The sequence below is a fragment of the Massilia sp. METH4 genome (genome assembly GCF_037094685.1).
Taxonomy (GTDB): domain Bacteria; phylum Pseudomonadota; class Gammaproteobacteria; order Burkholderiales; family Burkholderiaceae_D; genus Rugamonas.
Genome location: NZ_CP146614.1, coordinates 1,316,840 through 1,343,807 on the forward strand (window position 1 = coordinate 1,316,840; position 26,968 = coordinate 1,343,807).

The window sequence follows — 26,968 nt, forward strand, 5'->3', positions numbered from 1 at the left end:
CATTCTGTGGCAGAATGCCACGATCGATAATCACCAAGAAAAGGCTTCCCCATGAAGGGCGATAAAGACGTCATCCGCCTGCTGAATGCTCAGCTGACGAACGAGCTCACCGCGATCAACCAGTACTTCCTGCACGCGAAGATGTACCGCCATTGGGGCTTCGCGAAGCTGGCGAAGAAGGAATACGAGGAATCGATCGGCGAGATGAAGCATGCGGACAAGCTGATCGACCGCATCCTGATGCTGGACGGCCTGCCGAACCTGCAGGCGCTGCACAAGCTGCTGATCGGTGAAAACACGCAGGAAATGCTGGAAGCGGACCTGAAACTGGAACGCGCCGCCCAGCTGACCGTCAAGGAAGGCATCGCCCAGGCGGAAAAAGTGGCCGACTACGTGTCGCGCGAACTGCTGGTGGAAATCCTGGACGACACCGAAGAGCACATCGACTTCCTGGAAACGCAGCTGGACCTGATCGGCAAGGTCGGCATCCAGAACTACCTGCAAACGCAGATGGCACCCGCCGACGAGGCGCACGGCTGAGACCGCGTCGTATCGGGCGGCCGATAGCCGACGAAGACCAAACGCCAGGCAATGCCTGGCGTTTTTTTATCCGAGTGCAAGCCGGGTCAGGCTGGCACTTCCTCGCGCGCCCACTGGTCCAGCCAGCGCGCGTAGCACGACAAGTCCTGCGGCACCGCCCCCGCATAGCCGCAGGCAGCCGCCGCGAACGCGTTCGCGCGCGCCAGCGTGCGCTCCATCGTCCAGCCGCGCAGCCGGCCCAGCAGGAACACGGCGTTGAACGCATCCCCCGCCCCCACCGAATCGACGAAGCAGTCGCTCATGGCCGTGCCGTGATCGGCCAGGTGGGCGCCGTCGGCCGACAGGTACAGCGCGCCGCGCGCCCCCATCGTGACCACCAGCGCCGACAGCGAGAAGTTGTGCATCATCGCGCGGCACTCGCTGTCGACCGTGATGCATTCCATGTTCACCGTGTCCGGGCAGGTATGGCAGTACCACTTGAACAGCTGCTGCAACTCCTCTTCGTTGACCTTCACGATATCGGCCTGCTGCAGCGAGTCGAAGACGATCGCTTCATCCACGTGGCCGGCGCGCAGGTTCAGGTCGAGGAAGCGCACGGCCTGGGTCTGCTCCAGCAAGCCGTGCAGGGCGGCGCGCGAGATCGGGTCGCGCTGGGCCAGCGTGCCGAAGCAGAAGATGCCGGGCTGGGCGGCCTGTACCGCGGCCAGCGCCGCGGTCCCTTCGATGTGGTCGTAGGCCTGGTTGGGCACGATCCTGTAGCGGTGGCTGCCGTTCGCGCCCACTTCGACGTGCACGGCACCGGTCGGCTCGCCGGCGCCCGTCTGCAAGCCCGAGTCGGACATGCCGTAACGCGTGAATTCATTGCGCACCAGGGCGCCGTTATCGTCGTCGCCGATGCGGGTGACCATCGTGACGGGCAGGCCGAAGCCGGCCAGGTGCCGCGCCAGGTTGAACGGCGCGCCGCCGACGACCCGCCGGGTGCTGAAATCGTCCACCAGTGCTTCGCCGAAAACCGCTACAGATTGTTCCATGGCCGCCCCTCGATTGTGACCGGCACAGTGTAACGCAATGATTTGACGGCCGACGCGCGCCCCGCTCAGCGGTGCCGGCCGCGTTCACACCATTGGTTCAGGCTTGCGGCACCGTATCGCGGAACGACGCCCGCTCATGCAGCTTGTCGTGCAGCCTGGCCAGGTTAGGGTGCGGCGTGCGCCAGTCGATCTCGGGGAAGCGGAAGTCCAGCCAGCCGAGCGCACAGCCAACGGCCACGTCGGCCAGCGAATAGTGGATGCCGGCGCAGAACGGCGAATCGGCCAGGCGGTCCGACAGCGACGCCAGGCCGCGCGTGACCTTGGTGAGGTGCCGGTCGATATAGGCCGCGCTCTGCTGCTCCGGCGGGCGCTGCGTGCGCTCCAGGCGCACGGCCACGCCGGCATCCAGCACGCCATCCGCCAGCGCTTCCCAGTTCTTGATTTCCATGCGCTCGCGCCCGTTCGGCGGCAGCAGCTTGCAGACGGGCGTGAGCGTGTCGAGGTATTCCACGATCACGCGCGAGTCGTACATCACGTAGCCGTCTTCCATCACCAGGCAGGGCACCTTGCCGAGTGGGTTGACCCGGTGGATGCTGGTATCCGCGCTCCACACATTCTCGAGCTGGATCTGGTAATCGAGCTTTTTTTCCGCAAGCACGACGCGCACCTTGCGCACATAGGGACTGGCGAGCGAACCGATCAGTTTCATGGGAAGCACCGGGTGGGAATGAAGCCCAGTATAGCATCCGCCTCCCCGGGCAAGTAACCGGCCGGCTGGTCAAAACATGGGCACGGCGATGGTAAAATCGCTCTTTTCCCTGCCTCTCCTTTTGCCATGACCACTCCATATTCCACGTTGTCGGCCCTGTCCCCGCTGGACGGCCGCTATGCGTCCAAGACCGACAAGCTGCGCCCCATCCTGTCCGAAGCCGGCTTCATGCACCACCGCGTGAAGGTCGAGATCGCGTGGCTGCAGGCGCTGTCGCAAGCCGGCTTCGCCGAGATCAAGCCGTTCCCGGCCGGCGCCACCGCGCTGCTCGACAAGCTGGCCGCCGAGTTCTCGGAAGCCGATGCGGCCCGCATCAAGGAAATCGAAGCCGTCACGAACCATGACGTGAAGGCCGTCGAGTATTGGCTGAAGGAAAAGGTGAAGGACGTGCCTGAACTGGTCGCCGCCTCCGAGTTCATCCACTTCGCCTGCACCTCCGAGGACATCAACAACACCTCGCACGGCATGATGCTGAAGGCCGCCCGGGACGGCGTGATGGTGCCTGCCCTCAACGGCCTCGTGGCCAAGCTGAAGGAAATCGCCCACGCGAACGCCGACGTGCCGATGCTGTCGCGCACGCACGGCCAGACCGCCAGCCCGACCACGCTGGGCAAGGAATTCGCGAACGTGGTGGCGCGCCTGCAGCGCGCGGTCGAACGCATCGCCAACGTGGAAATCCTGGGCAAGATGAACGGCGCGGTGGGCAACTACAACGCCCACCTGTCCGCCTACCCGTCGTTCGACTGGCCGGCATTCTCGAAGAACGTGATCGAACAGCGCCTGGGCCTGACGTTCAACCCGTACACGATCCAGATCGAGCCGCACGACTACATGGCCGAACTGTTCGACGCCTTCGCCCGCGCCAACACGATCCTGCTGGACCTGAACCGCGATATCTGGACCTATGTGTCGCTGGGCTACTTCAAGCAGAAGCTCAAGGCCGGCGAGATCGGCTCCTCGACGATGCCGCACAAGGTCAACCCGATCGACTTCGAGAACTCGGAAGGCAACCTGGGCCTGGCCAATGCCGTGCTCAAGCACCTCTCCGAGAAGCTGCCGGTCTCCCGCATGCAGCGCGACCTGACCGACTCCACCGTGCTGCGCAATATCGGCGTGGGCCTGGGCTACACGCTGCTGGCCTACGACAGCTGCCTGCGCGGCCTGAACAAGCTGGAAGTGAACCCGGCCCGCCTGGAAGCGGACCTGGACGCGAGCTGGGAAGTGCTGGCCGAGCCGGTGCAGACGGTGATGCGCCGCTACGGTATCGAGAACCCGTACGAACAGCTGAAGGAACTCACCCGCGGCAAGGGCATCACGAAGGAAGCGCTGCAGGAGTTCATCGGCAAGCTGGCCATCCCGCAGGAAGCGAAGGACCTGCTGCTGGCGATGACCCCGGCAAACTACACCGGTATCGCGGCGCAGCTGGCCAAGGCCATTTAAGCATCCTCTCACCATCGGCCCCTATGACGGCGGCTCCTTATCCTGTAGGGTAAGGGCTGCCGTTTTTTATTGCCTGCCAGCAGATACTTCGTTTCTTTGCTACAGTGACGGGCTATTAGTTCTAATAAGTACTAAACAGGGGAAGTCATGGAACGCTACACGAGAACCGCGATGGTGCTGCACTGGCTCATCGCGCTGCTGATCATCGCGGCCTTCACGATGGGGCTCGTGATGGTCGATATTCCCGGCTTCACGCCGACCAAGCTGAAGTACTATTCCTGGCATAAATGGATGGGCGTGACCGTGCTGGCACTGGCCGCGCTGCGCCTGCTGTGGCGCCGCGCGAACCGCCCGCCGGCGCACCCGGCCGGCGTGGCGCGATGGCAGGCCAGGGCGGCGGACGTGACCCATGTTCTGCTATACGTGCTGATGTTCGCCGTGCCGCTGTCCGGCTACCTGTACACGACCGCGGCCGGGGTGCCCGTCGTCTACCTGGGCATGTGGCAGATTCCGGCCGCGTTCGAGGCGGATCCGGCATGGAAGGAGGCGCTCAAGCCCGTCCACTACTGGCTGAACATGGCGCTCGCCGCCCTCGTGGCGGTGCACGTGGCCGCCGCGCTGAAACACCATTTCGTCGATCGGGACAATGTCCTGAAACGCATGCTTCCTTAACCGTTGGAGAGTTCATGAAGACGCAGTTGAAACCATTCCTTCTCGCTTCCCTGGTCGGCCTGTCGCTGACGGCCGGCGCCGCCGTGCTGAAGACCGATCCCGCCAAGACCACCGTCTCGGCCACGTTCAAGCAGATGAACGTGCCGGTCGAATCGAAGTTCAAGAAGCACAGCGTGACGATCGACTACGATGCAGCCAGGCCGGACGCGTCGAAGGCCACCGTGGAAGTGGACACGGCAAGCCTCGACATGGGCGACCCGGAATACAACCGCGAAGTGGCGAAGAAGGAGTGGTTCAACTCGGCGCAGTTCCCGAAGGCGACCTTCGTCTCGACCGCGATCAAGAGCGCCGGCCCGGGCAAGCTGAACGTGACCGGCAGGCTGACGATCAAGGGCAAGGCCACCGACGTCACCTTCCCCGTCACCGTCAAGACCGAGGCCGGCAAGCAGGTGTTCGACGGCGCCGTGCCGATCAAGCGCCTGACCTACAACATCGGCGAAGGCGAATGGAAGGACACCAGCATGGTGGCCGATGAAGTGACGATCAAGTTCCACGTCGTATCCCAATAATCCCCGAAGGAGACCGCATGAAATCCACGTTGTTCGCCGCCCTGTTCGCCGCGCTGTTGCCCCTGTCCGGCCTGGCCGGCGCCACCACCTACAACATCGATCCGAGCCACACCTACCCCAGCTTCGAGGCCGACCACAAGGGCCTGTCGCTGTGGCGCGGCAAGTTCAACAGCACGAAAGGCACGATCACGATGGACCGCGCCGCCAAGACCGGCAACCTGGACATCACGATCGACATGGCCTCGGTCGACTTCGGCCACGACAAGATGAATTCGCACGCGAAGGCGCCGGATATCTTCAACGTCGAGAAATTCCCCACCGCCACCTACAAGGGCAAGTCGCTCAAGTTCAACGGCGACCAGCTGGTGGGCGTGGACGGCGAGCTCACGCTGAACGGCGTGACGAAACCGGTGGAACTGAAGGTGGACCGCTTCAAGTGCGTGCAGGACCAGCGCCTGAAGCGCGAAGTCTGCGGCGCCAACGCCACCGCCGAATTCAAGCGCACCGACTTCGGCATCAACTTCGGCATCCCGAACTTCGCGCCGGAAGTGAAGCTGGCGATCCAGGTCGAAGCCATCGCCGCCGAGTAACCGGCCGGCGCCCTGCCCAACCCCGCCGCGCGCGGGGTTTTTTGTTGCCTGAACCCCGGTGACAGGCTCCGGCTTTTTTGCAACATTTCCCGAAACCCGGTGACAGGCTCCGGGTTTTTCGCAACTTTCCCGGAAAACGGAGCCTGTCACCGGGGTTCTCCCACCGGGGTTCTCGCCGGCTCTCTGCGCCGCGCCCCGTCATCTTTTGTTGACGATTCCGATATCGTCAACTAAGATTGACGCATGATCGATACCCAATCCCTCCCCCGTCCCGACGATCCCGCCGAAGCGCTGGCGGCCGTCGTTGCGCTGCGCCTTGCGGCGGACCAGCTCGAGCGCCAGGCGGTAGCGGCGGCCATCGCCCAGGGCTGGTCCTGGAGCCAGGTCGCCGATGCGCTGGGCGTGTCGAAGCAGGCGGCGCACAAGCGCCTTGCCCCGTTGATTCAATCCTGAAAGGAGCCTTCATGCTGCAGCGCCTGAAACAGCGCATCGCCGATATGCGCACCATCAAAACCCTGTGCGAGGCGGCCGAGCGGCACGCCAATGCGATGGGGGAACGCGAACCCGGCCCGGAGCACTTCCTGCTGGCGGCGCTCGACCTGCCGGACGGCCTGGCGCGGCGTGCGTTCGAACATGCCGGCGCCGACCCGTCCCGGCTGCGCGCGGGCATCACGGCGGCGCACGGCGCGGCGCTGGCAGCGGCCGGTATCGATCCGGCCGTACTGGCCGCCCCCGCACCCGTGCCGCCCGCCACTGGCGCCTACCAGGCCAAGGGATCGATGGAATCGGTGATGCGCGCGCTGTCCGACTGGCCGCGTTCGGCCGGCGAACCGCTGACGGGTGCGCATGTGGCGGCCGTCGTGGCCGCCAGTGCGCACGGCACGGCGGCAAGGGCCTTGCAGGCCATCGGCGTCGAGCCGGCCGCCCTGGCCGCCGCGGCGCGCGCGGAGATCGCCTCGGCAACGCGCCACGCGGCCTGACGGGAGCGGTTTTCGCCGCACTGTTGCGCCAGGCCGCCATTGCCGCTGCCGAGCCTTGCTTCGCCGCTGCTACCGTCGTACATTTTGGTTAATAAAAAAGCAAACAATTTCACAACCAAAATAACGGGAACGTCATGGAGAGGCACCAGAACAATTTCAACCTGCTGCGCCTGCTGCTCGCCCTGCTCGTGCTGCTGTCGCACGCGCCCGAGCTGCAGGATGGCGACCGCCACCGCGAGCTGCTGACGCAGCTGTTCCACACCCTGTCCTTCGGCGAGCTGGCGGTCGACGGCTTCTTCCTGCTGAGCGGCTACCTGATCGTGCAGAGCTGGGATCTCGATCCCGTGCCGGTACATTTCCTGCGCAAGCGGGTGCTGCGCATCTATCCCGGCTTCATCGTCGCGAGCCTCGTCTGCGTCTACCTCGTGGCGCCGCTCGGCGCCGACCCGGCGCGCTACTTCAGCGAGCTGTCCACGGCCACGGTCGCCCTGTGCATCGCCGTGCTGCACGGCCCCATTACCCCGCCCGTGTTCGAAGGCTTGCCGGAACCGCAGGTGAATGGTTCGATGTGGACGATCATGCGCGAGTTCGCCTGCTACCTGGCGGTGATGCTGCTGGGCGTTGCCGGCGGCATCCGCCACCGGGCCATCTGGCTGGCGCTGACGGTCGCGGGCTTCACCGCCTACCTGTATGCCTCGTTCGGCCTGCCGCTGCCATGGGCACCGCTGGGCATGCTGCTGCAAGATCCGATCGTGCGGCTCGGTTCGCTGTTCTTCGCGGGGGGCTGCTTCTACCTGTACCGCGATTGCTACCGCTTCACGCGGCGCGGTGCGCTGATCTCGGCCGTGGCGCTGCTGGCCCTGATGTTCTCGCGCCGTTATGCCGAGCTGGGCCTGGCTACCTTCGGCGGCTACCTGCTGTTCTACTTCGCGTTCCGCCCCATGTGGCTGACGGAGGCATTCAACAAGCTGCCCGACATTTCCTATGGCGTCTACCTGTACGGCTGGCCCGTGCAGACGCTGCTGGTCGCTTACCTGCCGCCGCTGTCGCCGTGGGTCAAGCTGGGCCTGGCCTGCCTGATCGTGCTGCCGGTCAGCGTGCTCAGCTGCTACCTCGTGGAACAGCCGCTGCTCAAGCTGAAGAACGCGCGGCGCCGCGCGCTGGCCGCCGGCGCCCGCGCATGAAAAAGGCGCTGTTCGCGGACGCTAGGCTTTCCCGTAATCACGGAACTTCTGAATCCGGTCGCTGTCAGTAGCGGCCTGAGCCTTGCTTGCTCGGCGCCACCCCGACGCCCAGCCAGTGCGACGGCGTGGTGAGCGCGCCAGCGTCCAGCACGCGTTGCCAGCCGGTGTAATTGGCCAGGTAGCGGCTGGCCACACCGTTGAACCGGCGCAGCCATGTCTTGAAGCGACTATGCCAGCCGTTAACATTTTGAATGTGGATGGCCTCTCGAACCCTCTCGCCGCGCTGCACGTTGACTGATTCGTGCGTGATGCCGGCCTGCCGCGCGAACGCCTGGTAAGCATTGGCGCCATCGCTGATAAGAATGACGTCCCGCGCCAGTACGGGCAGCAGGTGCCTGGCCAGTTGCCCCGCGCTGACCGGTCCGCGCCCGGTCACGAAGTCGTACGTGAGCTTGTTGCGGTCGCGGGCGACGAGAATGCAGTCGAGCTCGCAGCTGATGCCGCGCCGGGTCGCCTTGCCGCCCCGCTTGCGGGCCGGGCGGTCCAAGTGGCGCGATCCCTTCTGCGATTCCAAGTGATAGGTTTCATCGGCCTCCACGACCGTTGACAATTCGGGGCGCCGCTCCTGCCGGACGGCGGCAATGAACCGGTGCCGCCATCGAAAACTGGTCGACTTGGCCACCGACACCCGCTTGGCCGCGCCGCGCACGGTCGTCGATTCGATCAGGCATTGCAGGTACGCCAGCCATTTGTCACGCCGCTTGAGGTGGGCCAGGGGCGTGCCGGTCAACGCGTTATAACTGCTTCTGCATCCCATGCACCGATAGCGCTGCAAGCCGTTGGCCTTGCCGCTGCGGTGGCAATGGGGGCAGGCGCAATGCGGGCAAGGAGGTCTTCCCGCCGCCGCCTCGATCAGGGCGAGGCACTGGCCAGGGTGCGCGATCGTGGCCAGGAATTCCCGCAAGGTCGCTACTTCGCCTGCTGCCAACTGCAGTTGGCACAGCGCCTTGAACACCACTTGAAAATCCGCCGTCCCCATTTCGGCCTCCTGATATGCATGAAGTAGCTCAACAGGAGGTCAGACAGGGTTTCGCGGTGGAAGTTCCCCAAGCATTGACGAACAGCGCCATGAAAAAAGGCCGGGAAAATTTCCCGGCCTTTCATCGCATCGTCACATCTTACTTGCCGTCGCGATCCGAATCGCCCGGAATCCGGCGTTCGATACGGTCCCAGGCGGCACGGGTCGCGCTCTTCGCTTCGTTCCAGGACAGGCGCGACTGCCCCTTCGTGCGCTCCCACTCGTTCTGCAGGTTCGACTCGTTGGTATTCCAGTCACCCGGGTAGTTGGCGCGGCCGTTGTAGCCCAGCGAGTAAGCGGGGTCGTAGTCGTTGTATTGGTATGCAGGGTTGTAGTACGACTCCTTGCTGTGCTGTTCTTCCCAGTATGTTTTTTCCTCGGCCGGGTTGACCAGGCCGCCGATCCCCTTGCCGGCCATGCCGCCGGCCAGCGCGCCGATCGCACCGCCGGCCGCCATGCCGACCGGACCGGCCGCGGCACCCATGGCCATGCCGGCCATCGCGCCGCCGCCCGCGCCCACGCCCGTCGCCAGGTGGTGGTCGCTCAGGTCGTCACCCGATTTCGGGTTCACCACTTCGGCCGCGCCCTTGCCGGCCAGGCCGCCGGCAATGCCGCCCACGACGGCACCTGCCGCCATGCCGATCGGGCCGCCCGGCGTGCCGACTGCCGCACCCGCGGCGGCGCCGCCTGCCGCACCGAGGCCGGTGCCGATCACGTGCTGGCCGGCACTATCTTTCCAGCTCGATTCGATGTGTGCCGCATCGTCGTCGGAACGGGCGTTCACACCCATCACGATGCCGCCTTTCTTCAAGCCTTCCTCGTAGTGCTGCACGCGCTCTTCCGGAATGCCGGCGCCGATCAGCGCGCCCAGCAGGCCGCCGGTGAGGCCGCCCGCACCGGCACCTGCCAGCGCGGCGGCCAGCGGGCCGGCCACCACGACGCCCAGGCCCGGCAGGACCAGCGTGGTGCCCACGGCGGCAACGGCCGCCAGCGCGGCACCGATCGCGCCGCCCACGCCGGCGCCGATACCGGCACCTTCGGCAGCCTTGCTGCCCAGTTCCGTTTCGATCTGGTCGCCGCTGAAGTAGCGTTTGCGGGTTTCATCGGACATCAGCACATTGATGTCATCCTTGCCGTAGCCACGCGACGTGACATGGTGATAGGCACGCTCGGCGCTTTCGCGGTCATTGAACAGGCCCGTGACCAGGCGGGAATTCTGATTGGTTTGGCTCATGGCTGTATTCCTTTCATAGGGTCGATGGACACTTGCACAATAGTCGTGCGGACCGCACCTTTCTGTACGCTTACGCACCAAGTGCGCGCAACCGAGCGCTCGTGCGGCGAACGTACGCTGGCGCACGGACCACGCGCTTCTCCAGCCGTTACACTTTTTTCCATGGCAGGGCTGATGGCCCGGTCTCTATTCTCAACGATATGTCTCAACGATATGTAAGGGGGAACGAGCATGAACTTCATTATCTGGATCGTTATCGGCGGCATCATTGGCTGGCTTGCCAGCCTGGTCATGAAAACGGACGCCCAACAAGGGCTGTTCCTGAACGTGGTGGTCGGCATCGTCGGCGCACTGCTGGGCGGCTGGCTGCTGTCGCCCCTGTTCGGCACGGGCACCATCAATTCCGACGATTTCAGTCCACTCTCGCTGCTGGTGTCGTTCCTCGGCGCCGTGATCCTGCTGGCCATCGTCAACCTGGTCTTCCGCGGACGAGCACGCTAACCAACCTGGCGCAAGCCACGCAAGCCGGCCCACGGGCCGGCTTTTTTCATGCCTGAACACCAAATTTCATGCGGTTTTGCCATCAAAATTCCTGATTGACGAATCTCAGTGCGATGCGGATACTTGCACGCGCCACGTAACCCGCGCGGCAAATCCAGGGACGCCTACAACTACTCCTATACCATCGCATGAAAAAATCACTTCTCGCGCTCGCCATCCTGAGCATCACGTCCGCCCATGCCGACGAAGGCATGTGGATGCCGCAGCAGTTGCCGCAGATCGCCAAGCAACTGAAAGCGGCCGGCCTGAAACTCGATCCGAACAGCCTGACCCGCCTGACCGAATTCCCCGCTGGCGCCATCGTCAGCCTGGGCGGCTGCTCCGCGTCGTTCGTGTCGCCGCAAGGGCTCGTCGTCACCAATCACCATTGCGTGTACAACAGCGTGGCGCAGAACTCCACGCCGGAACGCGACCTGCTGGCCAACGGTTTCGTGGCGCGCACGCTGGCCGAGGAAGTGCCCGCGGCGCCCGGCACGCGCGTGTTCGTGACGAAGGAAGTGCTGAACGTGACGGACAAGGTGGTGACCCCGGAAGTGGCCAAGCTGTCCGGCAAGGCCCGCAGCGATGCGATCGAGAAGAACCAGAAAGCCCTGGTGGCGGCCTGCGAGCAGGACCCCGGCCACCGCTGCACCGTGCCGTCGTTCTACGGCGGCCTCGAGTTCTACCAGATCAAGCAGCTGGAAATCCGCGACGTGCGCCTGGTGCACGCGCCGCCCGAAGGCGTGGGCAAGTTCGGCGGCGATACCGACAACTGGATGTGGCCGCGCCACACGGGCGACTACGGCTTCTACCGCGCCTACGTGAGCAAGGATGGCAAGGCCGCGGACTACAGCAAGGATAACGTTCCCTACCAGCCCAAGCACGTGCTCAAGCTGGCCAAGGAAGGCGTGAAGGAAGGCGACTTCGTGATGGTGATGGGTTACCCGGGCCGCACCAACCGCCACCGCCTGCCTTCGGAAGTGCAGTTCACCTTCGACTGGTTCTACCCTGCATTCGTGAAGGCTTCAGCCGACAACCTGGCGATCATCGATCGTGAGACCAGGGACAACAAGGACCTGGCGCTGAAGTACGCCGGCCAGGTTGCCAGCATCAACAACTACTACAAGAACCGCCAGGGCATGATCGACTCGTATGCCGGCAGCGACCTGCTGCAGCGCAAGACGGCCGAGCACGAGCAACTGAAGACGTGGATCAACGCCGACACCAAGCGCAAGGCCGAGTTCGGCGACGATATCGCCAAGGTCGAGCACCTGATCGCCGAGCGCGACGCTGGCGTGAAGCGCGACTTCCACTACAGCTATGCGCAGCCGCGCCTCTTGACCACCGCGCGCACGCTGTACCGCCTGGCCAACGAAACGCAAAAACCGGATGCCGAACGCAAGCTGGGCTACCAGGTGCGCGACCTGCCGCGCATCAAGGCCGGCGTGGCGTCGCTGGTGCGCACCTTCGATCCGAAGGTGGACAAGGCGATCTCCATGCACCACCTGAAGAACTACCTGGCGCAACCTGCCGCCGAGCAGAAGAGCGCATTCAACGCCGCGCTGGGCATCCGCTCTGGCATGAGCGACGCGGAACTGTCCGCCGCGCTGGACAAGCTGTATGCCGGCACGAAGTTGAACGACGCCGCCGAGCGCAATGCCTGGCTGGAGAAGAAACCGGCCGATTTCCAGGCCAGCAACGATGCCTTCATCAAGGCCGCCGTCGCCCTGTACGACACCGACCTGAAGGAAGAGGCGCAAGAGGAAGAGCTGGGCGGCAAGCTGCAGCAAGCCTACGCCAGCTACATGAAGGCCAAGATCGCCTACATGAAGTCGCAGGGCCGCGCCGTGTATCCGGACGCGAACAGCACGCTGCGTGTCACCTACGGCAACGTGGCCGGCCGCGACCACGGCTCCGACGGTTCCGCATGGACGGCATTCACCACCGTCAAGGGCGTGCTGGCCAAGCATACCGGCACGGGCGAATTCAATGCGCCGAAAGCGCAGCTGGCCGCGATCAAGTCGAGGGACTTCGGCAAGTTCGTCGATCCGAAACTGAAGACGGTACCCGTGAACTTCCTGGCCACGCTGGACATCACCGGCGGAAACTCCGGTTCGGCCGCGCTGAACGCGAAGGGCGAGCTGGTAGGCCTGGCGTTCGACGGCACGCTGGACTCGATCATCTCGGACTGGGACTTCAACAAGGCCAACACCCGCGATATCCAGGTCGACCTGCGCTACATGCTGTGGAACATGAAGCATGTGGACAATGCCGACAACCTGCTGCGCGAGATGGGCGCGGAATAAGCGCTTCCCTGGCTACGCCATGAAAGCCGCGTCCCCTCGGGGGCGCGGCTTTTTTCATGCCGTCCACTTCAGGCCGGCAATGCACAACGCGATACCCGCAATGAGCGCCAGCCGCAACGGCGCGGCGCTCTCGCCATACAGCGCAATGCCGGCGGCGGCCACGCCGGCCGCGCCGATCCCGGTGAACACGGCGAACGCGGTACCGACCGGCAACTGCCGCAGCGCGAGCGTCAGCAGCACGATGGCGCCGTTCGCGCACACCAGGCCAAGAAGGGCGGGCCAGGGCCGCGTCCAGCCATCGGCATGCTTCAAGGCCAGCGCCATCGCCACGTCCGCCAGCGCCGCCGCCAGCACCAACAGCCAGGCCATGTCACGCCCCCTGCGCCACCAGCGCCGCCACTACGGCGGGCCGCGCGCCGATCTTCTCCAGCCACGCCGCAGTGGCCGGATAATCGGCTATCGGAATGCCCAGCGTACCGTGCTCGCGCAGCCAGGGCCAGGCGGCGATGTCGGCGATCGAATACGCGTCGCCGGCCAGCCAGCCGTGCCGCACCAGTTGCCCTTCGACGACGCCGTACAGCCGGCGCGCTTCATTCCCATAGCGCTGCAATGCACCCTCGTTCGGCGCGCCGCCGGCATGGCGGAAGTACCACAGCTGGCCCAGCATGGGCCCGATGTGCGCGGCCTGCAGGAACAGCCATTGCAGCACGGCGCTGCGTCCGGCGGCGTTTTCCGGGAGCAGCTTTCCGGCCTTGTCGGCCAGGTGGACCAGAATGGCGCCCGATTCGAAAATCGGCCGGCCGCCGTCCACGATCAGCGGGATCTTGTGGTTGGGGCTCATGTCGCTGAACGGCGGCAGGTGCTGTTCGCCGGCGGCGAGGTCCACCTTGTGCACTTCATGACCGATGCCCAGTTCGTGCAGCGCGATGGCGATCTTGTGGCCGTTCGGCGTGGCGGCCGTGTAGAACGTGATCATGGGGTTCTCCGTGAATGGTATGCGATGAGTATGCATGCGGCACGAACGCATTAGAATTCCCTATTTCCGCATAGCGATCCTGCACCAATGCATAACTGGGAAGAGCTGCACACTTTCGCCGCCGTGGTGCGCACGGGCGGCATCGCTGCCGCGGCGCGCGAGCTGAAGGTCAACCATTCGACGGTGCTGCGCCGGCTGGACAGCCTGGAACGCGCGCTCGGTGTTCGCCTGTTCGAGCGGCTGCAGACCGGCTATGTGCCCACCGGCGCCGGCGAGGAACTGCGCGAGCGCCTGCTGCCCGTCGAGGAACAGATCGACGCGGCCGCGCGCACGCTGGCCGGGCTCGACGAAGCGCTGTCCGGCACGATCCGGCTGACGACCACCGACACGTTGGCCCCGCTGCTGGTGCCGTTGCTCAAGCGCTTCCGCGACCTGCATCCGAACGTGATCCTGCAACTGGTGGTCAACAACAGCTTCCTGAACCTGACACGACGCGAAGCCGACGTGGCGCTGCGGCCGTCCAACACGTCGCCTCCCAACCTCGTCGGCCGCGAAGTCGGCAGCGTGGCGACTGCACTGTATGCGTCGCAGGCTTACCTGGACGAGGTGCAGGGTACCGCCCACGGTGAATGGTCGCGCCACCGCTGGGTGGGCCTGGACGACAGCCTGGCCCACCTTGCCGCCGCGCAGTGGATGGCGCAGCACGTGCCGCCGGCGTGCGTGGCCGTGCGTGTCGACAGCCTGGTGGCGATGGCGGACGCCGTGGCCGCCGGCTTCGGCGTCGCGCCGCTGCTCTGCCTTCTGGCGGAAGCACGGCCTGGCCTGGTGCAACTGGCGGAACCCGATCCCCGTTTCGCCACCCGGCTATGGTTACTATGCCACCGCGACCTGCGCGGTGCGGCGCGGGTCCGCACGCTGATGCGCTTCCTGCATGACGAGCTGGCACAATCGCGGCACATCTCGGCTGCTTGAGGTAGATTGGCTTTTTTACACGCGTTTTTATTGACACCTCAGGAGAAAAGCATGGCAAAGAAAGTCGCTGTCCTCGTCGGCAGCCTGCGCAAGGAATCGCTGACCCGCAAATATGCCCAGGCCGTCGCGAAAATGCTGCCACCGTCGCTGGAAGCGGAACTGGTGGAGCTGGACATGCCGCTGTACAACCAGGACCTCGACGATGCCAACACGCCGCCCGAGTCGTGGACGGCATTCCGCGACAAGCTCAAGGCCGCCGACGCGGTGCTGTTCTTCACGCCCGAATACAACCGCACGATTTCCGGCGCGCTGAAGAACGCGATCGACGTGGGTTCGCGGCCCTGGGGCCAGAGCGTGTGGGATGGCAAGCCGGCCGCCGTCGTATCGCAATCGCCCGGCGCCCAGGGCGGCTTCGGCGCCAACCACAACACCCGGCAGGCCGTGGTTTTCCTGAACGTGCCGGTGATGCCGGCACCGGAGCTGTACATCGGCGGCTCGGCCAACTACCTGGCCGAGGACGGCAGCATCAACAACGAGCAGACGAAGGAGCTGATCGGCAAGTTCCTGGCCTCGTTCGAGAAGTGGGTCGAGGCGAACGCGAAGAAGTAAGCCGGGCAAGGCTACTGGCAGGTCGGCGTGCCGAAGCGGTAAGGCTCGCCGCGCGCGACCGGATGCGACGGCACCGGTTCGCGGCCATCCTTGTCCATGGCCAGCAGCAGCGGCGTGCCGGCCTGGCGCAGCAGTGCCAGCCGGGCGCCTGGAAAGCGCTGCGGAATCAGGCCGATCTCCGCGGCCGACAGTTCCCCGTGGTTGACCAGCACGCGGCAGCCCGGCCCGAAATCGAGCATCGCCGCCATCAGCGCGGGCCGCAGGCCGCGCGGGTCGGGCATCGAGGTCAGGCGCAGGCGCGTATCGCCCTTGCGCACCGTGATGCCTTCCCAGGTGTCGAGCGGATACACGCTGTGCACGCCGTGGCTGCGCAGGCGTTCCGCCGTGCCCGTCATCGCCACCACGGGCCGCGCGCTCCATCCCACCGCCGCCATGCCCTGCCAGTCGGGATTCGACAGCAGCACGAGGTCGGCACGGGCCATGTCATGCGGCAAGGCGTCGCCGTCGATGCCGGGATCGATCAGCACCGACAGCCCGCGCACGCGCAGCAACGCGGTTGCCGTGCCGAAGAATTGCACGACACCGCCGGGGTCCTGGCGCGCCGCGCCGGACGGAATGGTGATGCGGTAGCGGGGCACGTCGGCAGCCTGCGCTCGCGTGGCGGCGAACAGCAGAGAAAAGAATGCAAGCGAGAATGCAAGCGACAACGCAAGCGACAACGCAAGCAACCAAGCGCGCGGCATCTTCATCGTGACCTCCATGGAAAAGCCCACAGATAGCATGCCCGCCTGCGAGCGAGGATGAAGTGCCGCAATGCCTCGTGCGTTGCAACATGCCGGCAACGCCACGGCGGTTCAACGTGACCGCTTCACCGGCTCGTACCGGTAGGTCTCGCCATGCTTCAGGTAACTGACCTTCTCCGCCAGCCCCGCTTCCTGCACCGCCTTCTGGAAGTCCGACAACGGCGACTTGAACACGTCGTAATCGTTATAGTGGATCGGGATCGCCCGATGCGGCGCGATCAGCTTGAGCATCTTCACGCCCTCCTTGGCATCCATCGTCACCGTCACGATGCCGAGGATGCGCGTGCCGCCCAGGTGCAGCAGCGCCAGGTCGACGCCGGGGAAGCGGCGCGGGATTTCCTCGATGTCGCCGTAGACCATCGTATCGCCGGAAACATAGATGCGGTAGCGCCCCGCGGCCGATGAAAAGTCCAGCATGGAGCCCATCACGGACGGCAACATGGCGGCCACGGGCAACGGACCGTGGCGGCCCGGCATCGCCGTCAGCCGCAGCGTCGTGTCGCCCTTGGTCACCTCCAGATCTTGCCAGGTGCCCAGGCCAACCACGGCCGTGAAACCCCGCTTGCGCAATTCATCCGCCGCCGCCGAGGTGGTGACGATGGGCGTGGAGCGCTTGAGCTTCTCGTACACCACCCGGTCGAAATGGTCTTCGTGCAGGTGCGACACCAGCACGAGATCGATCGGCGGCAGTGCCTCGAATTCGATGGCCGGATCGGTCTGCCGTTCGGAACTGAGGCCATAGCCCAGGTGCACGTGCTCGCCCTTGTGCAGGAAGTTGGGGTCGGTCAGGATCGTCAGTCCGCCATGGCGGATCAGCACCGTCGCCGTGCCGATGAACTGCACCGAGTGCCCGGCTTGCGCCGCCGGGGTGCTCACGGGAATGTTCAGGGTGTAGCGCGCCGCCGTGGCCGGCTGCTGCGCGCTGGTACTGCCAGCAACTGCCAGGGCCAGCATGCAGAGAATTTTCGCGGTGAAAGTCAGCATCCGTTCCATCGGTTTCCTCCTCCTGAAAACGCCGTTGATAGCATGGTTTCCGCCACCTCGTCCGCACGTTTCCCTGCCGCTGCGGCGCCCTCGCCACAGATGACGCGATGCTACAATCCCGGCTCGGCCGCCTACCCGGCGCCACCGTTCCCGTCATTGCTCCTGAGATCCAGACCATGCACCCCGAATCGCTCACTCCCATGCTCACGCCCTACGAAAAAGGCAACCAGAACCAGACCACGCTGTGGACCGAATGCATCGCGTTCTATGAAGAACTGGCGCGGCGCTTCCCCAATGTGCTGCGCTTCGGGCAGGCCGGCGTGTCCGATGCCGGCATCCCGCTGCACGTGGGCGTGGTGAGCGCGGACGGTGTGTTCGACCGCGAGGCGATCAAGCGCGCAGGCCGCCCGGTCTACTTCAACAACAACGGCATCCACCCGGGCGAGCCCGAAGGCATCGATGCATGCATGGCGATCGTGCGCGACTTCTGCTTCGATCCGGCCAGGCTGGCCACGCTGGGCGACACCGTCCTGCTGTTCGTGCCGGTCTACAACGTGGACGGCGCGCTGAACCGCGCCAACACCTCGCGCCCGAACCAGGAGGGCCCGGAACTGTTCGGCTTCCGCGGCAACAGCCGCCACCTGGACCTGAACCGCGACTTCATCAAGTGCGACACCCTGAACGCGCGCTTCTTCAACGAATTGATCACGGCCTGGGACCCGGACGTGATGGTGGACACCCATACCTCTAACGGCGCCGACTACACGTACACGATGACGCTGATCCACACGCAGGCCGACAAGCTGGGCTCAAGCCTCGGCCCGTTCCTGCGCGACACGATGCTGCCCCACATCTACAGCGAGATGGCCGCACGCGGCTGGCCCACCTGCCCGTACGTGAATCCCGTGCAGGACACGCCGGACGACGGCATCGCCGAATTCCTCGAAGTGCCCCGCTTCTCGACCGGCTTCACGGCGCTGCACAACGTGATCGGCTTCATGCCCGAGACGCACATGCTGAAACCGTTCAAGGACCGCTACGAATCGATGCGCACGCTGCTGGACGTGACGCGCGAGTTCACCGTGGCGCACGCCCCGCAGATCCAGCGCCTGCGCCGCGAAGCGAAAGAAACGCAGCGCCGGCAGAAGGAATGGACGGTCACGTGGAAGATGTCGGACACGCCATCGACATTCCGCTTCAAGGGCTACGAAGCGCGCCGCCACCCCAGCGTGCTGGGCAACTACATGCGCCTCTCGTACGACCGTAGCAAGCCCTATGAAAAGGACATCCCCTACTTCAACCGCTTCCTGCCGGACACGGTGGTCCAGGTGCCGAACGCCTACGCGATCCCGCAGGCGTGGCGCGAAGTCATCGAGCGCCTGCAATGGAACGGCGTGCGGATGACCCGCGTGCAGGCCGAACGCCAGGTCGAGGCCCGCTACTACCAGATCGGCGAGCTGTCGACCCGCGCCACCGCCTACGAGGGCCACATGTTCCACGACACGGTGGACGTGGAGGCCCGCACCGGCACCTTCACGCTGAACGCGGGCGACTGGATCGTGCCGCTGGACCAGGACAATGCCCGCTACGCCGTGGAGACGCTGGAACCGCAGGCGCACGACAGCTTCTTCCGCTGGGGTTTCTTCAATTCCGTACTGGAGAAGAAGGAAGCGATCTCGGACTACGTGTTCGAAGACCTGGCCGTGCAACTGCTGGAGGAAGAGCCGGAACTGCGCGCGAAATTCGACGCATGGAAGGCCGCCAACCCGGACCTGCTGTCGAACCAGGAAGCGGTGCTGCACTTCATCCTGCACCACTGCGCGCGCCATGCGGAGCCGGAATGGCGCCGCTATCCGGTACTGGGGCTGCTGTAACGAAGGCGGGTCCATGTCCCAGTCCTTACACTATGCACTGAGCCCGCGCACCTTCTTCCACAGTCACTACTTCCACCTCGGCCTGCGCTTCGGCGCGGGCCTGATCGGCATCACCTGGGCCACGCTCGCGTTCACCGACATGGCCACGGCGATGTCGGTCGGCATCGGCGCGCTGTGCACGGCGCTGATGGACATGCCCAGCCCGTTGCGCCACAAGCTCAACGAGATGCTGGCGTCGGTACTGCTGTGCAGTCTGGTGACGCTGCTGGTGAGCCTGTGCGCGCCCCACTTCGCCCTGTTGATGGTGGTGCTCGTGCTGCTGTCGTTCTTCGCCAGCATGATGATCGTGTACGGCAAGAAGTCGATGCCGCTGCAGCTCGCCACGCTGTTCATCATGACCATGTCGATGGAGCACCACCTCACGCCGCTGCAGGCGCTGGCCCATGCCGGCCTGTTCACGCTGGGCGGCATGGCCTACCTCGCGTATGCGATGGGCATCGCGTGGCTGCTGCGGCACCGCATCAAGCAGCAGGTGCTGGCCGAGGCGCTGTTCGAGCTGGCCGCCTACATCGACATCAAGGCCGACTTCTACGACACGCGCTACAACCTCACGGAGCAGTTCAACCGGCTGGTGCGGCACCAGGCCGCGCTGGCGGACAAGCAGCAGGCTTCGCGCGACCTGATCCTGCGCTCGCACCAGAACCGCAAGGATGCGATCGTGGTACAGATCCACGTGTGCATGCTGGACCTGTACGAGCAGATCCTCTCCACGCATACCGACTACGCCCAGCTGCGCGTGCACCTGGCCGGCTCGCCCGCGCTGGACGCGCTGCGGGGACTGGCATACAAGTGCGCACGCGATATCGAATCGGTGGCTTACGCCGTCACGCGCAAGAAGGCGTCGTTCCCGGCGATCAGCTACGAGCCCGAACTCGCCGCCATCGAGGCCGAACTGGCCGAGCTGCAGCGCCGCGTGGATGCCGGCAAGCCCGCGCACGAGGCGCTGGCCGTGCTGCGCGCCCAGCGCAACAAGGTGCGGGCGATCATCCGCATGGTGGGCGAGCTGCACGTCGCCAGCCAGCGCGTGTCCGAGAGCACGCCGTTCTGGCTGGACGCCGACATGCAACCCTTCCTGTCCCAGCAGAAGTACGAGCTGCAGGTGATGTTGTCGCACTTCCGCATAGACTCGCCGATCTTGCGCTTTTCGCTGCGGGTGGCGATGGCGATCGCCGTGGGGCTGTCGATCGGCACGCTGCTGCCGTATTCGGCGCACAGCTACTGGATCATCCTCACCATCGTGATCATCCTGCGGCCCAGTTTCTCGATGACGAAGCAGCGCCGCGGCGACCGCATCACGGGCACCGTGATCGGCTGCGTGATCACGGCCGTGATCCTGCTGTTCTTCAACCATCCGGCCGTGATCCTCACCGCGCTGGTGCTCGCCACCATCGCCACGCCCACCTTCGTCTACCTGCGCTACCGCTACACGGCGATCGCCGTGTCGATCATGATCCTGCTGCAGATGAACCTGGCCGCCGGCGGCAGCATCCACGTGATCACCGAGCGGCTGGTGGACACGTTCATCGGCGCCGCGGTGGCCACCGTGTTCAGCTTCGTGCTGGCGAGCTGGGAATACCAGTCGCTGCCCAAGCTGGTGCAGCAAGTGCTGGCCGCAAACCTGCGCTACATGGAGGCGGCGTTCGAGCTGTTGCAGGGCAAGTGCCGCAACGACTTCCCCTACCGCATCCAGCGCAAGGGCCTGATGGATGCGCTGGCGATGCTGTCCGCCGCCATGGTGCGGATGCTGGACGAGCCGGCAAGCAAGCGCCGCGCCGTGGAAGACATCAACCTGTTCGTGGTGCAGAACTACCTGCTGGTGGCGCACGTGGCCGCCCTGCGGGCGATCCTGCGCCGGCACGTGAAGGATATTCCCGCGCGCGAGGTGAACCGCATGCTGGCGGCCAGCCACGTGCAGGTCTGCCGCGCTCTCTCCAGCGCGCTGGGCAGGCACGGCGTGCAGGTGGCGGTACCGAACCTGGAAGACGACCTGGCGTGGTCGGAAACGATCGCGCCAGCCGGGTCGGTGGACTGGCCCGGCTGGCCCGTGGTGCAGCGGCGCGTGCGGCTGCTGCAGGCCGACGCGGAAAAGATCCTCGTGCACAGCGAGGCGATCGAGAGGAATGTCGTGAGGGTGTGACGGGCGGGAGGCATCCCGGTCCCCTGGCTCGTCCGTGGTCATCCTGATATCATTGGCGGTCAAGCCTTCATCGACCTGCCGACGATGTCCGAATCCACTTCCGACGTTTGCCAGGACTGCGGCGCCTGCTGCGCGCATTACCGCGTGTCCTTCTACTGGGGCGAAAGCGACGCCCACCCCGGCGGCACCGTGCCGCGCCGCATGACCATTCCCATCACGCCGCACCGCATCGCCATGCGCGGCACCGAACGGTCGCCGGTGCGCTGCGTGGCGCTCGAGGGGGAAGTGGGTCGCAGGGTCGGCTGCTCGATCTATCCGCTGCGCTCGACCACCTGCCGCGACTTCGCCGCCTATACGCCCGAGTGCGACAAGGCGCGCGGCGCCTATGGACTGGCGCCGCTGGCCGAGCCTTCGGTGGTTTAGAGCGCCTAACAAAACCCCCATGGCTGCGTTGCAACGTCTCGCCGTACAGGTGTACTGTCTTCGACGCCGCGCCTTGCCCTGCGGGTTTTGTTAGGCACTCTTAGAAGGTTACCCGCGCCTGCACGTAGGCCGTGCGCGGGGCGCCCACCATGCGCCCGGCATTGCCATCCACATTGCGCGTGTAGTAGCGCTTGTCGGCGAGGTTGTTCATGCCGGCCAGCAGTTGCACGCCGGGCTTGCCCGGCAATTTCCAGCCCACCTGAGCGTTGACGGTGCCGAAGCCGGGAATGCGCCCCACGCCGCCGTTGGCCGACTCGGCGACGGTGTTTTCCGCATCCGAGAATTGCTTGCCCTGCGCCGTGCCCGACAGGCTGGCGGAGAACCGGCCGATCTCGTAGCGGGCGCCGATGGTGCCGGTGCGGCGCGCGTAGAACGGCACGTCCAGTCCGGCCGTGGCGCCCGATTCCTGGATCGCCTTCGTGTAATTCCAGTTGGCGTAGGCGGACAAGCCTTCCAGCACGCCGGCGAAACGGTAGTCGACGGCCGTCTCGATGCCTTCGTGCTCCGTGGCGCCGATGTTGCGGAACACGGGCGGGTTACTGCCCGGCACTTGCAGGATCTGGTTGTCGAAGCGCAGGCGATACAGCGTGGCCTCGGCGGTCAAGCCGTTCGCCTTCCAGCGCGCGCCCAGTTCCACCGTCCTGGCCAGTTCCGGCTTCAGCGGATTGGCCGCGGTCTGGGAATTCAGCTGGGTGTTCTGCACCGGGCCGAACGAGGTGCCGTAGTTGCCGAACACGGTCAGCGCGGGCGTGGCCAGGTAGGCCACGTTCAGCGACGGCAGCGCCTTGTCGTTGGACGTGTCGAACGCGCGCTTATCGCTGCGTTCGGCGCGCTCTGTGCGCCGGGAATCGATCTTCTCGAAGCGCACGCCTGGCGTGATGCGCCAGGCGCCATAGGCGATGCGGTCGTCCACGTAAATGGCGTGGGCGTCGGTTTCATTGTCGAAGGTGGTGACGGCGCCCTGCGCGCCGGTCGCCACGGCGACCGTGTAGTTGTTGTCGTCGCCGCGCTCGCGCAGGTAGCGGTAGCCGGCCGTGATGTCGTGCGTGGTGGCGCCCCATTGCACGCGCTGCGTGTAGCGCGGCTCGATGCCCAGCACCTGGTAGTTGCGCGGCTGGACGGTGTTAGACGTGCGCGCCGCATTGATCAGCGAGCTGCGGCGCTCGCTCTCGTTGTAGTACACCTTCACTTCCACTTCCTGCGTAGCCGACAGCGTGTTCAGGTAGCCCAGGTCGATGCCCTTGCGCTGGCCATCCCAGAAGTCGGTCGGGCGCGTGTTCTGGAACGGGTCGGCGCCGTACTGGGCCACGGTCAGGCCGCCGGGCGTCATCGACTTCACGTCGTAGTAGGACAGTTTGCCGTACACCTGTGCCGTGGGGCTCAGGAGATAGCGCCACTTCAGCGCGAAGTCGTTTACTTTCTCGTCGCTGCCGGCGCGCCAGGTCGTGCCGTCGATGCCCGAGTACAGCAGCGCCAGGCCGAAGCCGTTGTCCAGCTGGGTGCCGAGGAAGGCGCTGTACTGCGTGCTGTGGCCGCCCTCGCCGAAGTCCGTGTAGCGGAGCGACGCGTCGCCCGCGACACCCGGCGCATCGGGGATCGACCGGCTGGTGAAGTTGATGATGCCGCCCACGTTCTGCGGGCCATAGCGCACCGCGCCGCCGCCGCGCACCACGTCGATGGCTTCGATATTGTTCAGGCTCACGGGCGCGAACGACAAATGCGGCTGGCCGTAAGGCGCGACCGCCAGCGGCACGCCGTCCAGCAGCACCGTGGAGCGCGGCGAATAGCGCCCGGTCAGCCCGCGCACGCCGATGTTCAGCGAAATCGCGCTGCCGGCGGTGCCCGAGTTGTCCGTTGCCTGCACGCCGGGAATGCGGCGCATCACGTCGCCGATGCTCGAGGCGCCGGTTGCTTCGATGTCTTCCTTCTGCACCACGGTGCGCGCACCGGCAAAGTTCTTGACGCTGTTCTGCAGGCCCGAACCGAGCCAGTTGCCGGTGACGGTCACGGTTTCCAGCGGCTCGTTCGCTTCCTGGGCGAGCGCTGGGTGCGAAGAGGCGAAGGCGGCGCACACAGCCAGGGCGCCGCGGGTGAGGTGGAAGCGTTGGACAGGCATCGGAAGCTCGAAAAAGTTAAGCAAACGAAAATGATAACACTTCTCATTTACAAGATCGAGCTGCTGGATGAGCTAGTCCTCCTGGCGCAACACCGTTGCCGGCGCCATCCGCATCGCCGCCAACGCATGGCGCAGCGTGGCGCCGAACACCGTCAGCGCGCCGACCAGCAAGGCGCCCGGCAATGCCCACCATGCCTGTTGGGTGGCGGCGCTGAAGCCGGCCAGGTAGCGGGCGATCGCCAGGCCTGCCGGCGGCAAGGCCAGCATGGCCGCCGCCAGCAGCAACAGCGCGAACTCGGTGCCGACCAGCAGCGCGATGGCGCCGCCGCCCGCGCCGTGCAACTTGCGCAGCGCGATTTCCCGGCCGCGCCGCCGCATGCTGCCGGCCGCCAGCACATAGATACCCGACGCCGCAATGCCCGTCGCGACCAGCGCGCCCAAGGTCAGCAGGCTGGCGATGCGCCGGTCGTCCGCACTGCCATCCTCGAACACGGCGCGGGCGCGCTGCACCCACACGGGCGGGCCGGGGAAGTAGCGCCGCAGCAGCGGCGCCACCGCCTTTTGCAAATCTTCCGCATCCAGGCCGGCACGCACCATGACCACGTTCGCATTGCCCTGCTCGACCATGTACACCATTGCCTGCGGCGGCTGGCGCAAGCCCTTGTGGCGCAGCGGCGGAACGATGCCGATCACGCGCAGCGGCACGCTCGCGCCCATCGCGACGACCTGGCCAACAGCGGCCGCGCCGGAGGCAAATCCAAGGGCGCGCGCCGCCGCCTCGTTGAGCATCACGTCGCCTTTTTGCACCGCAGCTGGACGGGCGGCATCGAAAGCCCCGCCGGCCATCGGCGCGATGCCCGTCACCGCGAAAAAGCTGGGGCTGACCAGGCTCATCTCGACACGCCGCTCGACGCCCGCGGGGCCGCGAAACGCCGTACTGCTGCGCACCATCGCATGGCCGAAAGGCAGGTCGATGGCGGCTATGCCCTGCACGCCGGGCACGCGCTCGAGCGCCGCGAAGAATGACTGGCGGGAATCGACGGTGGCCCCGTCGCGCAGGTGCAGCAGCACGAAATCGTCCAGCGCGAGGCCGGGATCGGCCTGCGCGGCGAAGCGCGCCTGCCAGCCGATGGCCAGGGCCAGCGCGCACAGTGCGATGGCGGCGGTGAACTGGAATACCGTCAGTATCCGGCGCAGCCACGCGTTGCCGGCCGGTTCGCTGCCCGCCCTGCCCGCCAGCGCTTGAGCGGGCAGCACGCGCAGCGCCATGCGCGCGGGCCAGATGCCGCAGGCCAGACCCACGGCCAGCCCGAGCACCAGCGCCACCAGCAGTGACGATGGCGACAGGAAGGCATCCAGCGGGCGGCCCATCAATTCGGAGAACAGGGGCAGCAACAGCCAGGCCAGCAGCATGCCCAGGGCGGTGGCGCCGAGCGCGACAGCGACCGACTCGGCCACGAACTGCGCGGCGAGCCGCCCGGTGCCGGCGCCAAGCGTCTTGCGGACGGCGATTTCGCGGCCCCGCGCCAGCACGCCAACGGTGGCGAGATTGACGTAATTGGTGCCGGCAAGCGCGAGGATCAGGAAAGCCAGTGCGGCGAGCGCCAGCACGCGTGGCTTCGATGCGCGTTCGCCGCCGTGGAACACCGCTACGTCGGTGTCGAAATACGCTTCCGACAGCGGGGTGACGGCCACCTCCACCATCTTGCCACCGGCACGGCGCATGGCATCGGCTCCGACGGTCGCCGCGACCACGCGGTTCGCTTCCTGCCGCAACGGTGCGGCGAGCGCCTCCGGTTTCACGCCGGGAGCATGCGCATACAGCTTGCCGGCCAGGGCCATCCAGTTATGGCGCGCCTTTTCCCGCTCGCCCGGCGCCCACAGCACCGTGCCCTCGCCGACCAGCGCCGTGTACGGCAGCGTGGTGTTCGATGGCGGTTCGGGCAACAGCGCCAGCACGCGCAGCACGCGGCCATTGACGTCGACCGTGCGCCCCAGGGCGCCCGCGGTACCGAACAGGTGCCGCGCCCCGCGCGGCGTGAGCGCCAATCCGTCCGGCCGCGCCAGCGCCGCCGCCAGGTCGCCTGCCGCCGCGTCGACGCCGAACATGGCAGGGAACGTGGCACTGACCTCGGTGAACGTCATTTCCCGCACTTCGCCATCGGCCTTCACCATTTCCCGGTGCGGTATCGCCGTGCACAGCGTGACCGGCAGGCCGCTGCGAGCCAGCACATCACGGGCCGGCAGCGGCATCTGCTCGATCCAATGGGGCTGCGCCAGCAGGTGAAGCCTGTGCTTGACCACGTGGACGTTGCGGTTGTCCGGCACCGTGCTGTCATAGCTGAACGAGTAATGGACGAATGCGAGCAGCAGGAAGGCGGCAGCCAGGCCGATGGCCAGTCCGAGCAGCATGGTCGCCGTGTGCAGCGGCTGGCGGGCCAGCACGCGCCAGCCGCTGCGGAAGTCGCGCAAGCGCATCTTTGTCTCCGTTGTTGTTGGTTCTTGCCAGCGTTGCAATCATTGTGCCAGTAGTTGTCGCGCCCGCAATGCCGGGCCATGCGTTCGAAGCCGGACAGTTGCGTTGTCCACTTGCGGACACCAAGAGAGTTATACATTTGACGCATGGCCAACATCACGAATGAAAAGTTTATTTATGACTGGGACACCCCTATACTGCACTGCATCAACATTTATTTTTTCAGGAGTGTGCCATGTCGACCGTTCTTACTACCCCAGCTACCCGCGGTACCCTGGACAACGTCGGCCGCGCCTTGATGGATTTCGCGAGCAAGATGCTGGCCTTCGCACCGTTCGCCGCCGCAGCCAGCCATGGCAGCGCATCGCAGGCGTCCACGCTGAGCGAGCGGGAAGCCATTCTCCGTCTTGCCAAGAAATTCGAGACCCTGTCGCCGAACCAGGCCGCCGAGTTGCGCAATCTCGCGGGCCGCGACTGATCGCTCCAGCCCCGCAGTGAAAGAAGCCGGCTAAGCCGGCTTTTTTATTTTCCGGACCGTTTATTTG

Annotated in this window: 26 protein-coding genes; 16 read left to right on the forward strand and 10 right to left on the reverse strand. The window is 65.7% G+C overall.

Annotated elements, in window-relative coordinates:
• Window positions 1-51 precede the first annotated feature (51 nt).
• Window positions 52-540 carry a bacterioferritin gene (bfr, locus tag V6Z91_RS05850; RefSeq protein ID WP_338767850.1) on the forward strand — a complete coding sequence of 163 codons (489 nt, stop codon included), beginning with the start codon at window positions 52-54 and terminating at the stop codon, window positions 538-540.
• Between the two features lie 86 nt (window positions 541-626).
• Here the strand turns inward: bfr and V6Z91_RS05855 are convergent, their stop codons facing one another.
• The gene (locus V6Z91_RS05855; protein ID WP_338767853.1) at window positions 627-1,571 is read right to left on the reverse strand and encodes a PfkB family carbohydrate kinase; all 945 of its coding nucleotides are present in this window, start codon (window positions 1,569-1,571) and stop codon (window positions 627-629) included.
• Window positions 1,572-1,668: 97 nt separating this feature from the next.
• Window positions 1,669-2,280, reverse strand: a complete 612-nt coding sequence (locus V6Z91_RS05860; RefSeq protein ID WP_338767855.1) for a glutathione S-transferase N-terminal domain-containing protein — start codon at window positions 2,278-2,280, stop codon at window positions 1,669-1,671.
• 126 nt (window positions 2,281-2,406) lie between these two features.
• On the opposite strand from V6Z91_RS05860, the gene purB reads away from it, so the two are divergent.
• The 7 genes from purB (at window position 2,407) to V6Z91_RS05895 (ending at window position 7,775) form a co-directional block, all read left to right on the forward strand.
• Window positions 2,407-3,780, forward strand: a complete 1,374-nt coding sequence (gene purB, locus V6Z91_RS05865) for an adenylosuccinate lyase (protein ID WP_338767858.1) — start codon at window positions 2,407-2,409, stop codon at window positions 3,778-3,780.
• 147 nt (window positions 3,781-3,927) lie between these two features.
• On the forward strand, window positions 3,928-4,452 hold the full coding sequence (locus V6Z91_RS05870; RefSeq protein WP_338767861.1) for a cytochrome b: 525 nt from the start codon (window positions 3,928-3,930) through the stop codon (window positions 4,450-4,452).
• Window positions 4,453-4,466: 14 nt separating this feature from the next.
• Window positions 4,467-5,021, forward strand: coding sequence for a YceI family protein (locus V6Z91_RS05875; protein WP_338767864.1), 555 nt, complete (start codon window positions 4,467-4,469; stop codon window positions 5,019-5,021).
• A gap of 17 nt (window positions 5,022-5,038) precedes the next feature.
• Window positions 5,039-5,611 carry a YceI family protein gene (locus V6Z91_RS05880; RefSeq protein ID WP_338767867.1) on the forward strand — a complete coding sequence of 191 codons (573 nt, stop codon included), beginning with the start codon at window positions 5,039-5,041 and terminating at the stop codon, window positions 5,609-5,611.
• Window positions 5,612-5,854: 243 nt separating this feature from the next.
• Window positions 5,855-6,064, forward strand: a complete 210-nt coding sequence (locus V6Z91_RS05885) for a helix-turn-helix domain-containing protein (RefSeq protein ID WP_338767870.1) — start codon at window positions 5,855-5,857, stop codon at window positions 6,062-6,064.
• Between the two features lie 11 nt (window positions 6,065-6,075).
• A complete protein-coding gene (locus tag V6Z91_RS05890) occupies window positions 6,076-6,591 on the forward strand; it encodes a Clp protease N-terminal domain-containing protein (protein ID WP_338767873.1) in 516 nt (171 codons plus the stop codon).
• A gap of 134 nt (window positions 6,592-6,725) precedes the next feature.
• Window positions 6,726-7,775: an acyltransferase gene (locus V6Z91_RS05895; RefSeq protein WP_338767876.1), complete on the forward strand. Its 1,050-nt coding sequence runs from the start codon at window positions 6,726-6,728 to the stop codon at window positions 7,773-7,775.
• A gap of 64 nt (window positions 7,776-7,839) precedes the next feature.
• On the opposite strand, the gene V6Z91_RS05900 is transcribed toward V6Z91_RS05895, so the two are convergent.
• Together V6Z91_RS05900 and V6Z91_RS05905 are read right to left on the reverse strand one after the other, a co-directional pair.
• Window positions 7,840-8,814 carry an IS1595 family transposase gene (locus V6Z91_RS05900; protein ID WP_338767879.1) on the reverse strand — a complete coding sequence of 325 codons (975 nt, stop codon included), beginning with the start codon at window positions 8,812-8,814 and terminating at the stop codon, window positions 7,840-7,842.
• Between the two features lie 139 nt (window positions 8,815-8,953).
• Window positions 8,954-10,087: a hypothetical protein gene (locus V6Z91_RS05905; protein WP_338767882.1), complete on the reverse strand. Its 1,134-nt coding sequence runs from the start codon at window positions 10,085-10,087 to the stop codon at window positions 8,954-8,956.
• 231 nt (window positions 10,088-10,318) lie between these two features.
• On the opposite strand from V6Z91_RS05905, the gene V6Z91_RS05910 reads away from it, so the two are divergent.
• The gene (locus tag V6Z91_RS05910) at window positions 10,319-10,588 is read left to right on the forward strand and encodes a GlsB/YeaQ/YmgE family stress response membrane protein (protein WP_338767885.1); all 270 of its coding nucleotides are present in this window, start codon (window positions 10,319-10,321) and stop codon (window positions 10,586-10,588) included.
• A 188-nt stretch (window positions 10,589-10,776) separates the two neighbouring features.
• Entirely contained in the window at window positions 10,777-12,933 is a 2,157-nt protein-coding gene (locus V6Z91_RS05915; protein ID WP_338767888.1) for a S46 family peptidase, read from the forward strand.
• A gap of 54 nt (window positions 12,934-12,987) precedes the next feature.
• On the opposite strand, the gene V6Z91_RS05920 is transcribed toward V6Z91_RS05915, so the two are convergent.
• Both V6Z91_RS05920 and V6Z91_RS05925 read right to left on the reverse strand, forming a co-directional pair.
• Complete coding sequence (locus tag V6Z91_RS05920; RefSeq protein WP_338767891.1) at window positions 12,988-13,302, reverse strand: SMR family transporter; 315 nt, start codon at window positions 13,300-13,302, stop codon at window positions 12,988-12,990.
• 1 nt (window position 13,303) lies between these two features.
• The gene (locus V6Z91_RS05925) at window positions 13,304-13,909 is read right to left on the reverse strand and encodes a glutathione S-transferase N-terminal domain-containing protein (protein WP_338767894.1); all 606 of its coding nucleotides are present in this window, start codon (window positions 13,907-13,909) and stop codon (window positions 13,304-13,306) included.
• 87 nt (window positions 13,910-13,996) lie between these two features.
• Here V6Z91_RS05925 and V6Z91_RS05930 point away from each other — a divergent pair, with 87 nt between their 5' ends.
• Both V6Z91_RS05930 and V6Z91_RS05935 read left to right on the forward strand, forming a co-directional pair.
• Window positions 13,997-14,881, forward strand: a complete 885-nt coding sequence (locus V6Z91_RS05930; RefSeq protein ID WP_338767897.1) for a LysR family transcriptional regulator — start codon at window positions 13,997-13,999, stop codon at window positions 14,879-14,881.
• A 51-nt stretch (window positions 14,882-14,932) separates the two neighbouring features.
• Window positions 14,933-15,490, forward strand: a complete 558-nt coding sequence (locus V6Z91_RS05935; RefSeq protein ID WP_338767900.1) for an NAD(P)H-dependent oxidoreductase — start codon at window positions 14,933-14,935, stop codon at window positions 15,488-15,490.
• Between the two features lie 11 nt (window positions 15,491-15,501).
• Here V6Z91_RS05935 and V6Z91_RS05940 read toward each other — a convergent pair whose 3' ends face one another.
• Both V6Z91_RS05940 and V6Z91_RS05945 read right to left on the reverse strand, forming a co-directional pair.
• Window positions 15,502-16,239 carry a hypothetical protein gene (locus tag V6Z91_RS05940; RefSeq protein ID WP_338767903.1) on the reverse strand — a complete coding sequence of 246 codons (738 nt, stop codon included), beginning with the start codon at window positions 16,237-16,239 and terminating at the stop codon, window positions 15,502-15,504.
• A 105-nt stretch (window positions 16,240-16,344) separates the two neighbouring features.
• Complete coding sequence (locus V6Z91_RS05945; RefSeq protein WP_338767906.1) at window positions 16,345-17,286, reverse strand: MBL fold metallo-hydrolase; 942 nt, start codon at window positions 17,284-17,286, stop codon at window positions 16,345-16,347.
• 167 nt (window positions 17,287-17,453) lie between these two features.
• Between V6Z91_RS05945 and V6Z91_RS05950 the strand changes: the two genes are divergently transcribed.
• The 3 genes from V6Z91_RS05950 (at window position 17,454) to V6Z91_RS05960 (ending at window position 21,771) form a co-directional block, all read left to right on the forward strand.
• Window positions 17,454-19,151, forward strand: a complete 1,698-nt coding sequence (locus tag V6Z91_RS05950) for a M14 family zinc carboxypeptidase (protein ID WP_338771749.1) — start codon at window positions 17,454-17,456, stop codon at window positions 19,149-19,151.
• Between the two features lie 13 nt (window positions 19,152-19,164).
• Complete coding sequence (locus tag V6Z91_RS05955) at window positions 19,165-21,348, forward strand: FUSC family membrane protein (RefSeq protein ID WP_338767909.1); 2,184 nt, start codon at window positions 19,165-19,167, stop codon at window positions 21,346-21,348.
• An 84-nt stretch (window positions 21,349-21,432) separates the two neighbouring features.
• The gene (locus V6Z91_RS05960) at window positions 21,433-21,771 is read left to right on the forward strand and encodes a YkgJ family cysteine cluster protein (RefSeq protein WP_338767912.1); all 339 of its coding nucleotides are present in this window, start codon (window positions 21,433-21,435) and stop codon (window positions 21,769-21,771) included.
• Between the two features lie 100 nt (window positions 21,772-21,871).
• Here the strand turns inward: V6Z91_RS05960 and V6Z91_RS05965 are convergent, their stop codons facing one another.
• Together V6Z91_RS05965 and V6Z91_RS05970 are read right to left on the reverse strand one after the other, a co-directional pair.
• Window positions 21,872-23,947, reverse strand: a complete 2,076-nt coding sequence (locus tag V6Z91_RS05965; protein ID WP_338767915.1) for a TonB-dependent siderophore receptor — start codon at window positions 23,945-23,947, stop codon at window positions 21,872-21,874.
• Between the two features lie 72 nt (window positions 23,948-24,019).
• Entirely contained in the window at window positions 24,020-26,425 is a 2,406-nt protein-coding gene (locus V6Z91_RS05970; protein WP_338767918.1) for an ABC transporter permease, read from the reverse strand.
• A gap of 233 nt (window positions 26,426-26,658) precedes the next feature.
• Here V6Z91_RS05970 and V6Z91_RS05975 point away from each other — a divergent pair, with 233 nt between their 5' ends.
• Window positions 26,659-26,901 carry a hypothetical protein gene (locus V6Z91_RS05975; RefSeq protein WP_338767921.1) on the forward strand — a complete coding sequence of 81 codons (243 nt, stop codon included), beginning with the start codon at window positions 26,659-26,661 and terminating at the stop codon, window positions 26,899-26,901.
• The last annotated feature ends 67 nt before the right edge of the window (window positions 26,902-26,968 follow it).

Coding starts and splice junctions, on each gene's coding strand:
- V6Z91_RS05965 (WP_338767915.1), bottom strand. CDS start 23,947: ATGCCTGTCCAACGCTTCCACCTCACCCGCGGCGCCCTGGCTGTGTGC.
- V6Z91_RS05970 (WP_338767918.1), bottom strand. CDS start 26,425: ATGCGCTTGCGCGACTTCCGCAGCGGCTGGCGCGTGCTGGCCCGCCAG.
- V6Z91_RS05900 (WP_338767879.1), bottom strand. CDS start 8,814: ATGGGGACGGCGGATTTTCAAGTGGTGTTCAAGGCGCTGTGCCAACTG.
- V6Z91_RS05940 (WP_338767903.1), bottom strand. CDS start 16,239: ATGAAGATGCCGCGCGCTTGGTTGCTTGCGTTGTCGCTTGCGTTGTCG.
- V6Z91_RS05950 (WP_338771749.1), top strand. CDS start 17,454: ATGCACCCCGAATCGCTCACTCCCATGCTCACGCCCTACGAAAAAGGC.
- V6Z91_RS05930 (WP_338767897.1), top strand. CDS start 13,997: ATGCATAACTGGGAAGAGCTGCACACTTTCGCCGCCGTGGTGCGCACG.
- V6Z91_RS05960 (WP_338767912.1), top strand. CDS start 21,433: ATGTCCGAATCCACTTCCGACGTTTGCCAGGACTGCGGCGCCTGCTGC.
- V6Z91_RS05935 (WP_338767900.1), top strand. CDS start 14,933: ATGGCAAAGAAAGTCGCTGTCCTCGTCGGCAGCCTGCGCAAGGAATCG.
- V6Z91_RS05855 (WP_338767853.1), bottom strand. CDS start 1,571: ATGGAACAATCTGTAGCGGTTTTCGGCGAAGCACTGGTGGACGATTTC.
- V6Z91_RS05880 (WP_338767867.1), top strand. CDS start 5,039: ATGAAATCCACGTTGTTCGCCGCCCTGTTCGCCGCGCTGTTGCCCCTG.
- V6Z91_RS05945 (WP_338767906.1), bottom strand. CDS start 17,286: ATGGAACGGATGCTGACTTTCACCGCGAAAATTCTCTGCATGCTGGCC.
- V6Z91_RS05905 (WP_338767882.1), bottom strand. CDS start 10,087: ATGAGCCAAACCAATCAGAATTCCCGCCTGGTCACGGGCCTGTTCAAT.
- V6Z91_RS05975 (WP_338767921.1), top strand. CDS start 26,659: ATGTCGACCGTTCTTACTACCCCAGCTACCCGCGGTACCCTGGACAAC.
- V6Z91_RS05910 (WP_338767885.1), top strand. CDS start 10,319: ATGAACTTCATTATCTGGATCGTTATCGGCGGCATCATTGGCTGGCTT.
- V6Z91_RS05870 (WP_338767861.1), top strand. CDS start 3,928: ATGGAACGCTACACGAGAACCGCGATGGTGCTGCACTGGCTCATCGCG.
- V6Z91_RS05920 (WP_338767891.1), bottom strand. CDS start 13,302: ATGGCCTGGCTGTTGGTGCTGGCGGCGGCGCTGGCGGACGTGGCGATG.
- V6Z91_RS05885 (WP_338767870.1), top strand. CDS start 5,855: ATGATCGATACCCAATCCCTCCCCCGTCCCGACGATCCCGCCGAAGCG.
- V6Z91_RS05890 (WP_338767873.1), top strand. CDS start 6,076: ATGCTGCAGCGCCTGAAACAGCGCATCGCCGATATGCGCACCATCAAA.
- V6Z91_RS05875 (WP_338767864.1), top strand. CDS start 4,467: ATGAAGACGCAGTTGAAACCATTCCTTCTCGCTTCCCTGGTCGGCCTG.
- V6Z91_RS05925 (WP_338767894.1), bottom strand. CDS start 13,909: ATGATCACGTTCTACACGGCCGCCACGCCGAACGGCCACAAGATCGCC.
- V6Z91_RS05895 (WP_338767876.1), top strand. CDS start 6,726: ATGGAGAGGCACCAGAACAATTTCAACCTGCTGCGCCTGCTGCTCGCC.
- V6Z91_RS05915 (WP_338767888.1), top strand. CDS start 10,777: ATGAAAAAATCACTTCTCGCGCTCGCCATCCTGAGCATCACGTCCGCC.
- V6Z91_RS05860 (WP_338767855.1), bottom strand. CDS start 2,280: ATGAAACTGATCGGTTCGCTCGCCAGTCCCTATGTGCGCAAGGTGCGC.
- purB (WP_338767858.1), top strand. CDS start 2,407: ATGACCACTCCATATTCCACGTTGTCGGCCCTGTCCCCGCTGGACGGC.
- V6Z91_RS05955 (WP_338767909.1), top strand. CDS start 19,165: ATGTCCCAGTCCTTACACTATGCACTGAGCCCGCGCACCTTCTTCCAC.
- bfr (WP_338767850.1), top strand. CDS start 52: ATGAAGGGCGATAAAGACGTCATCCGCCTGCTGAATGCTCAGCTGACG.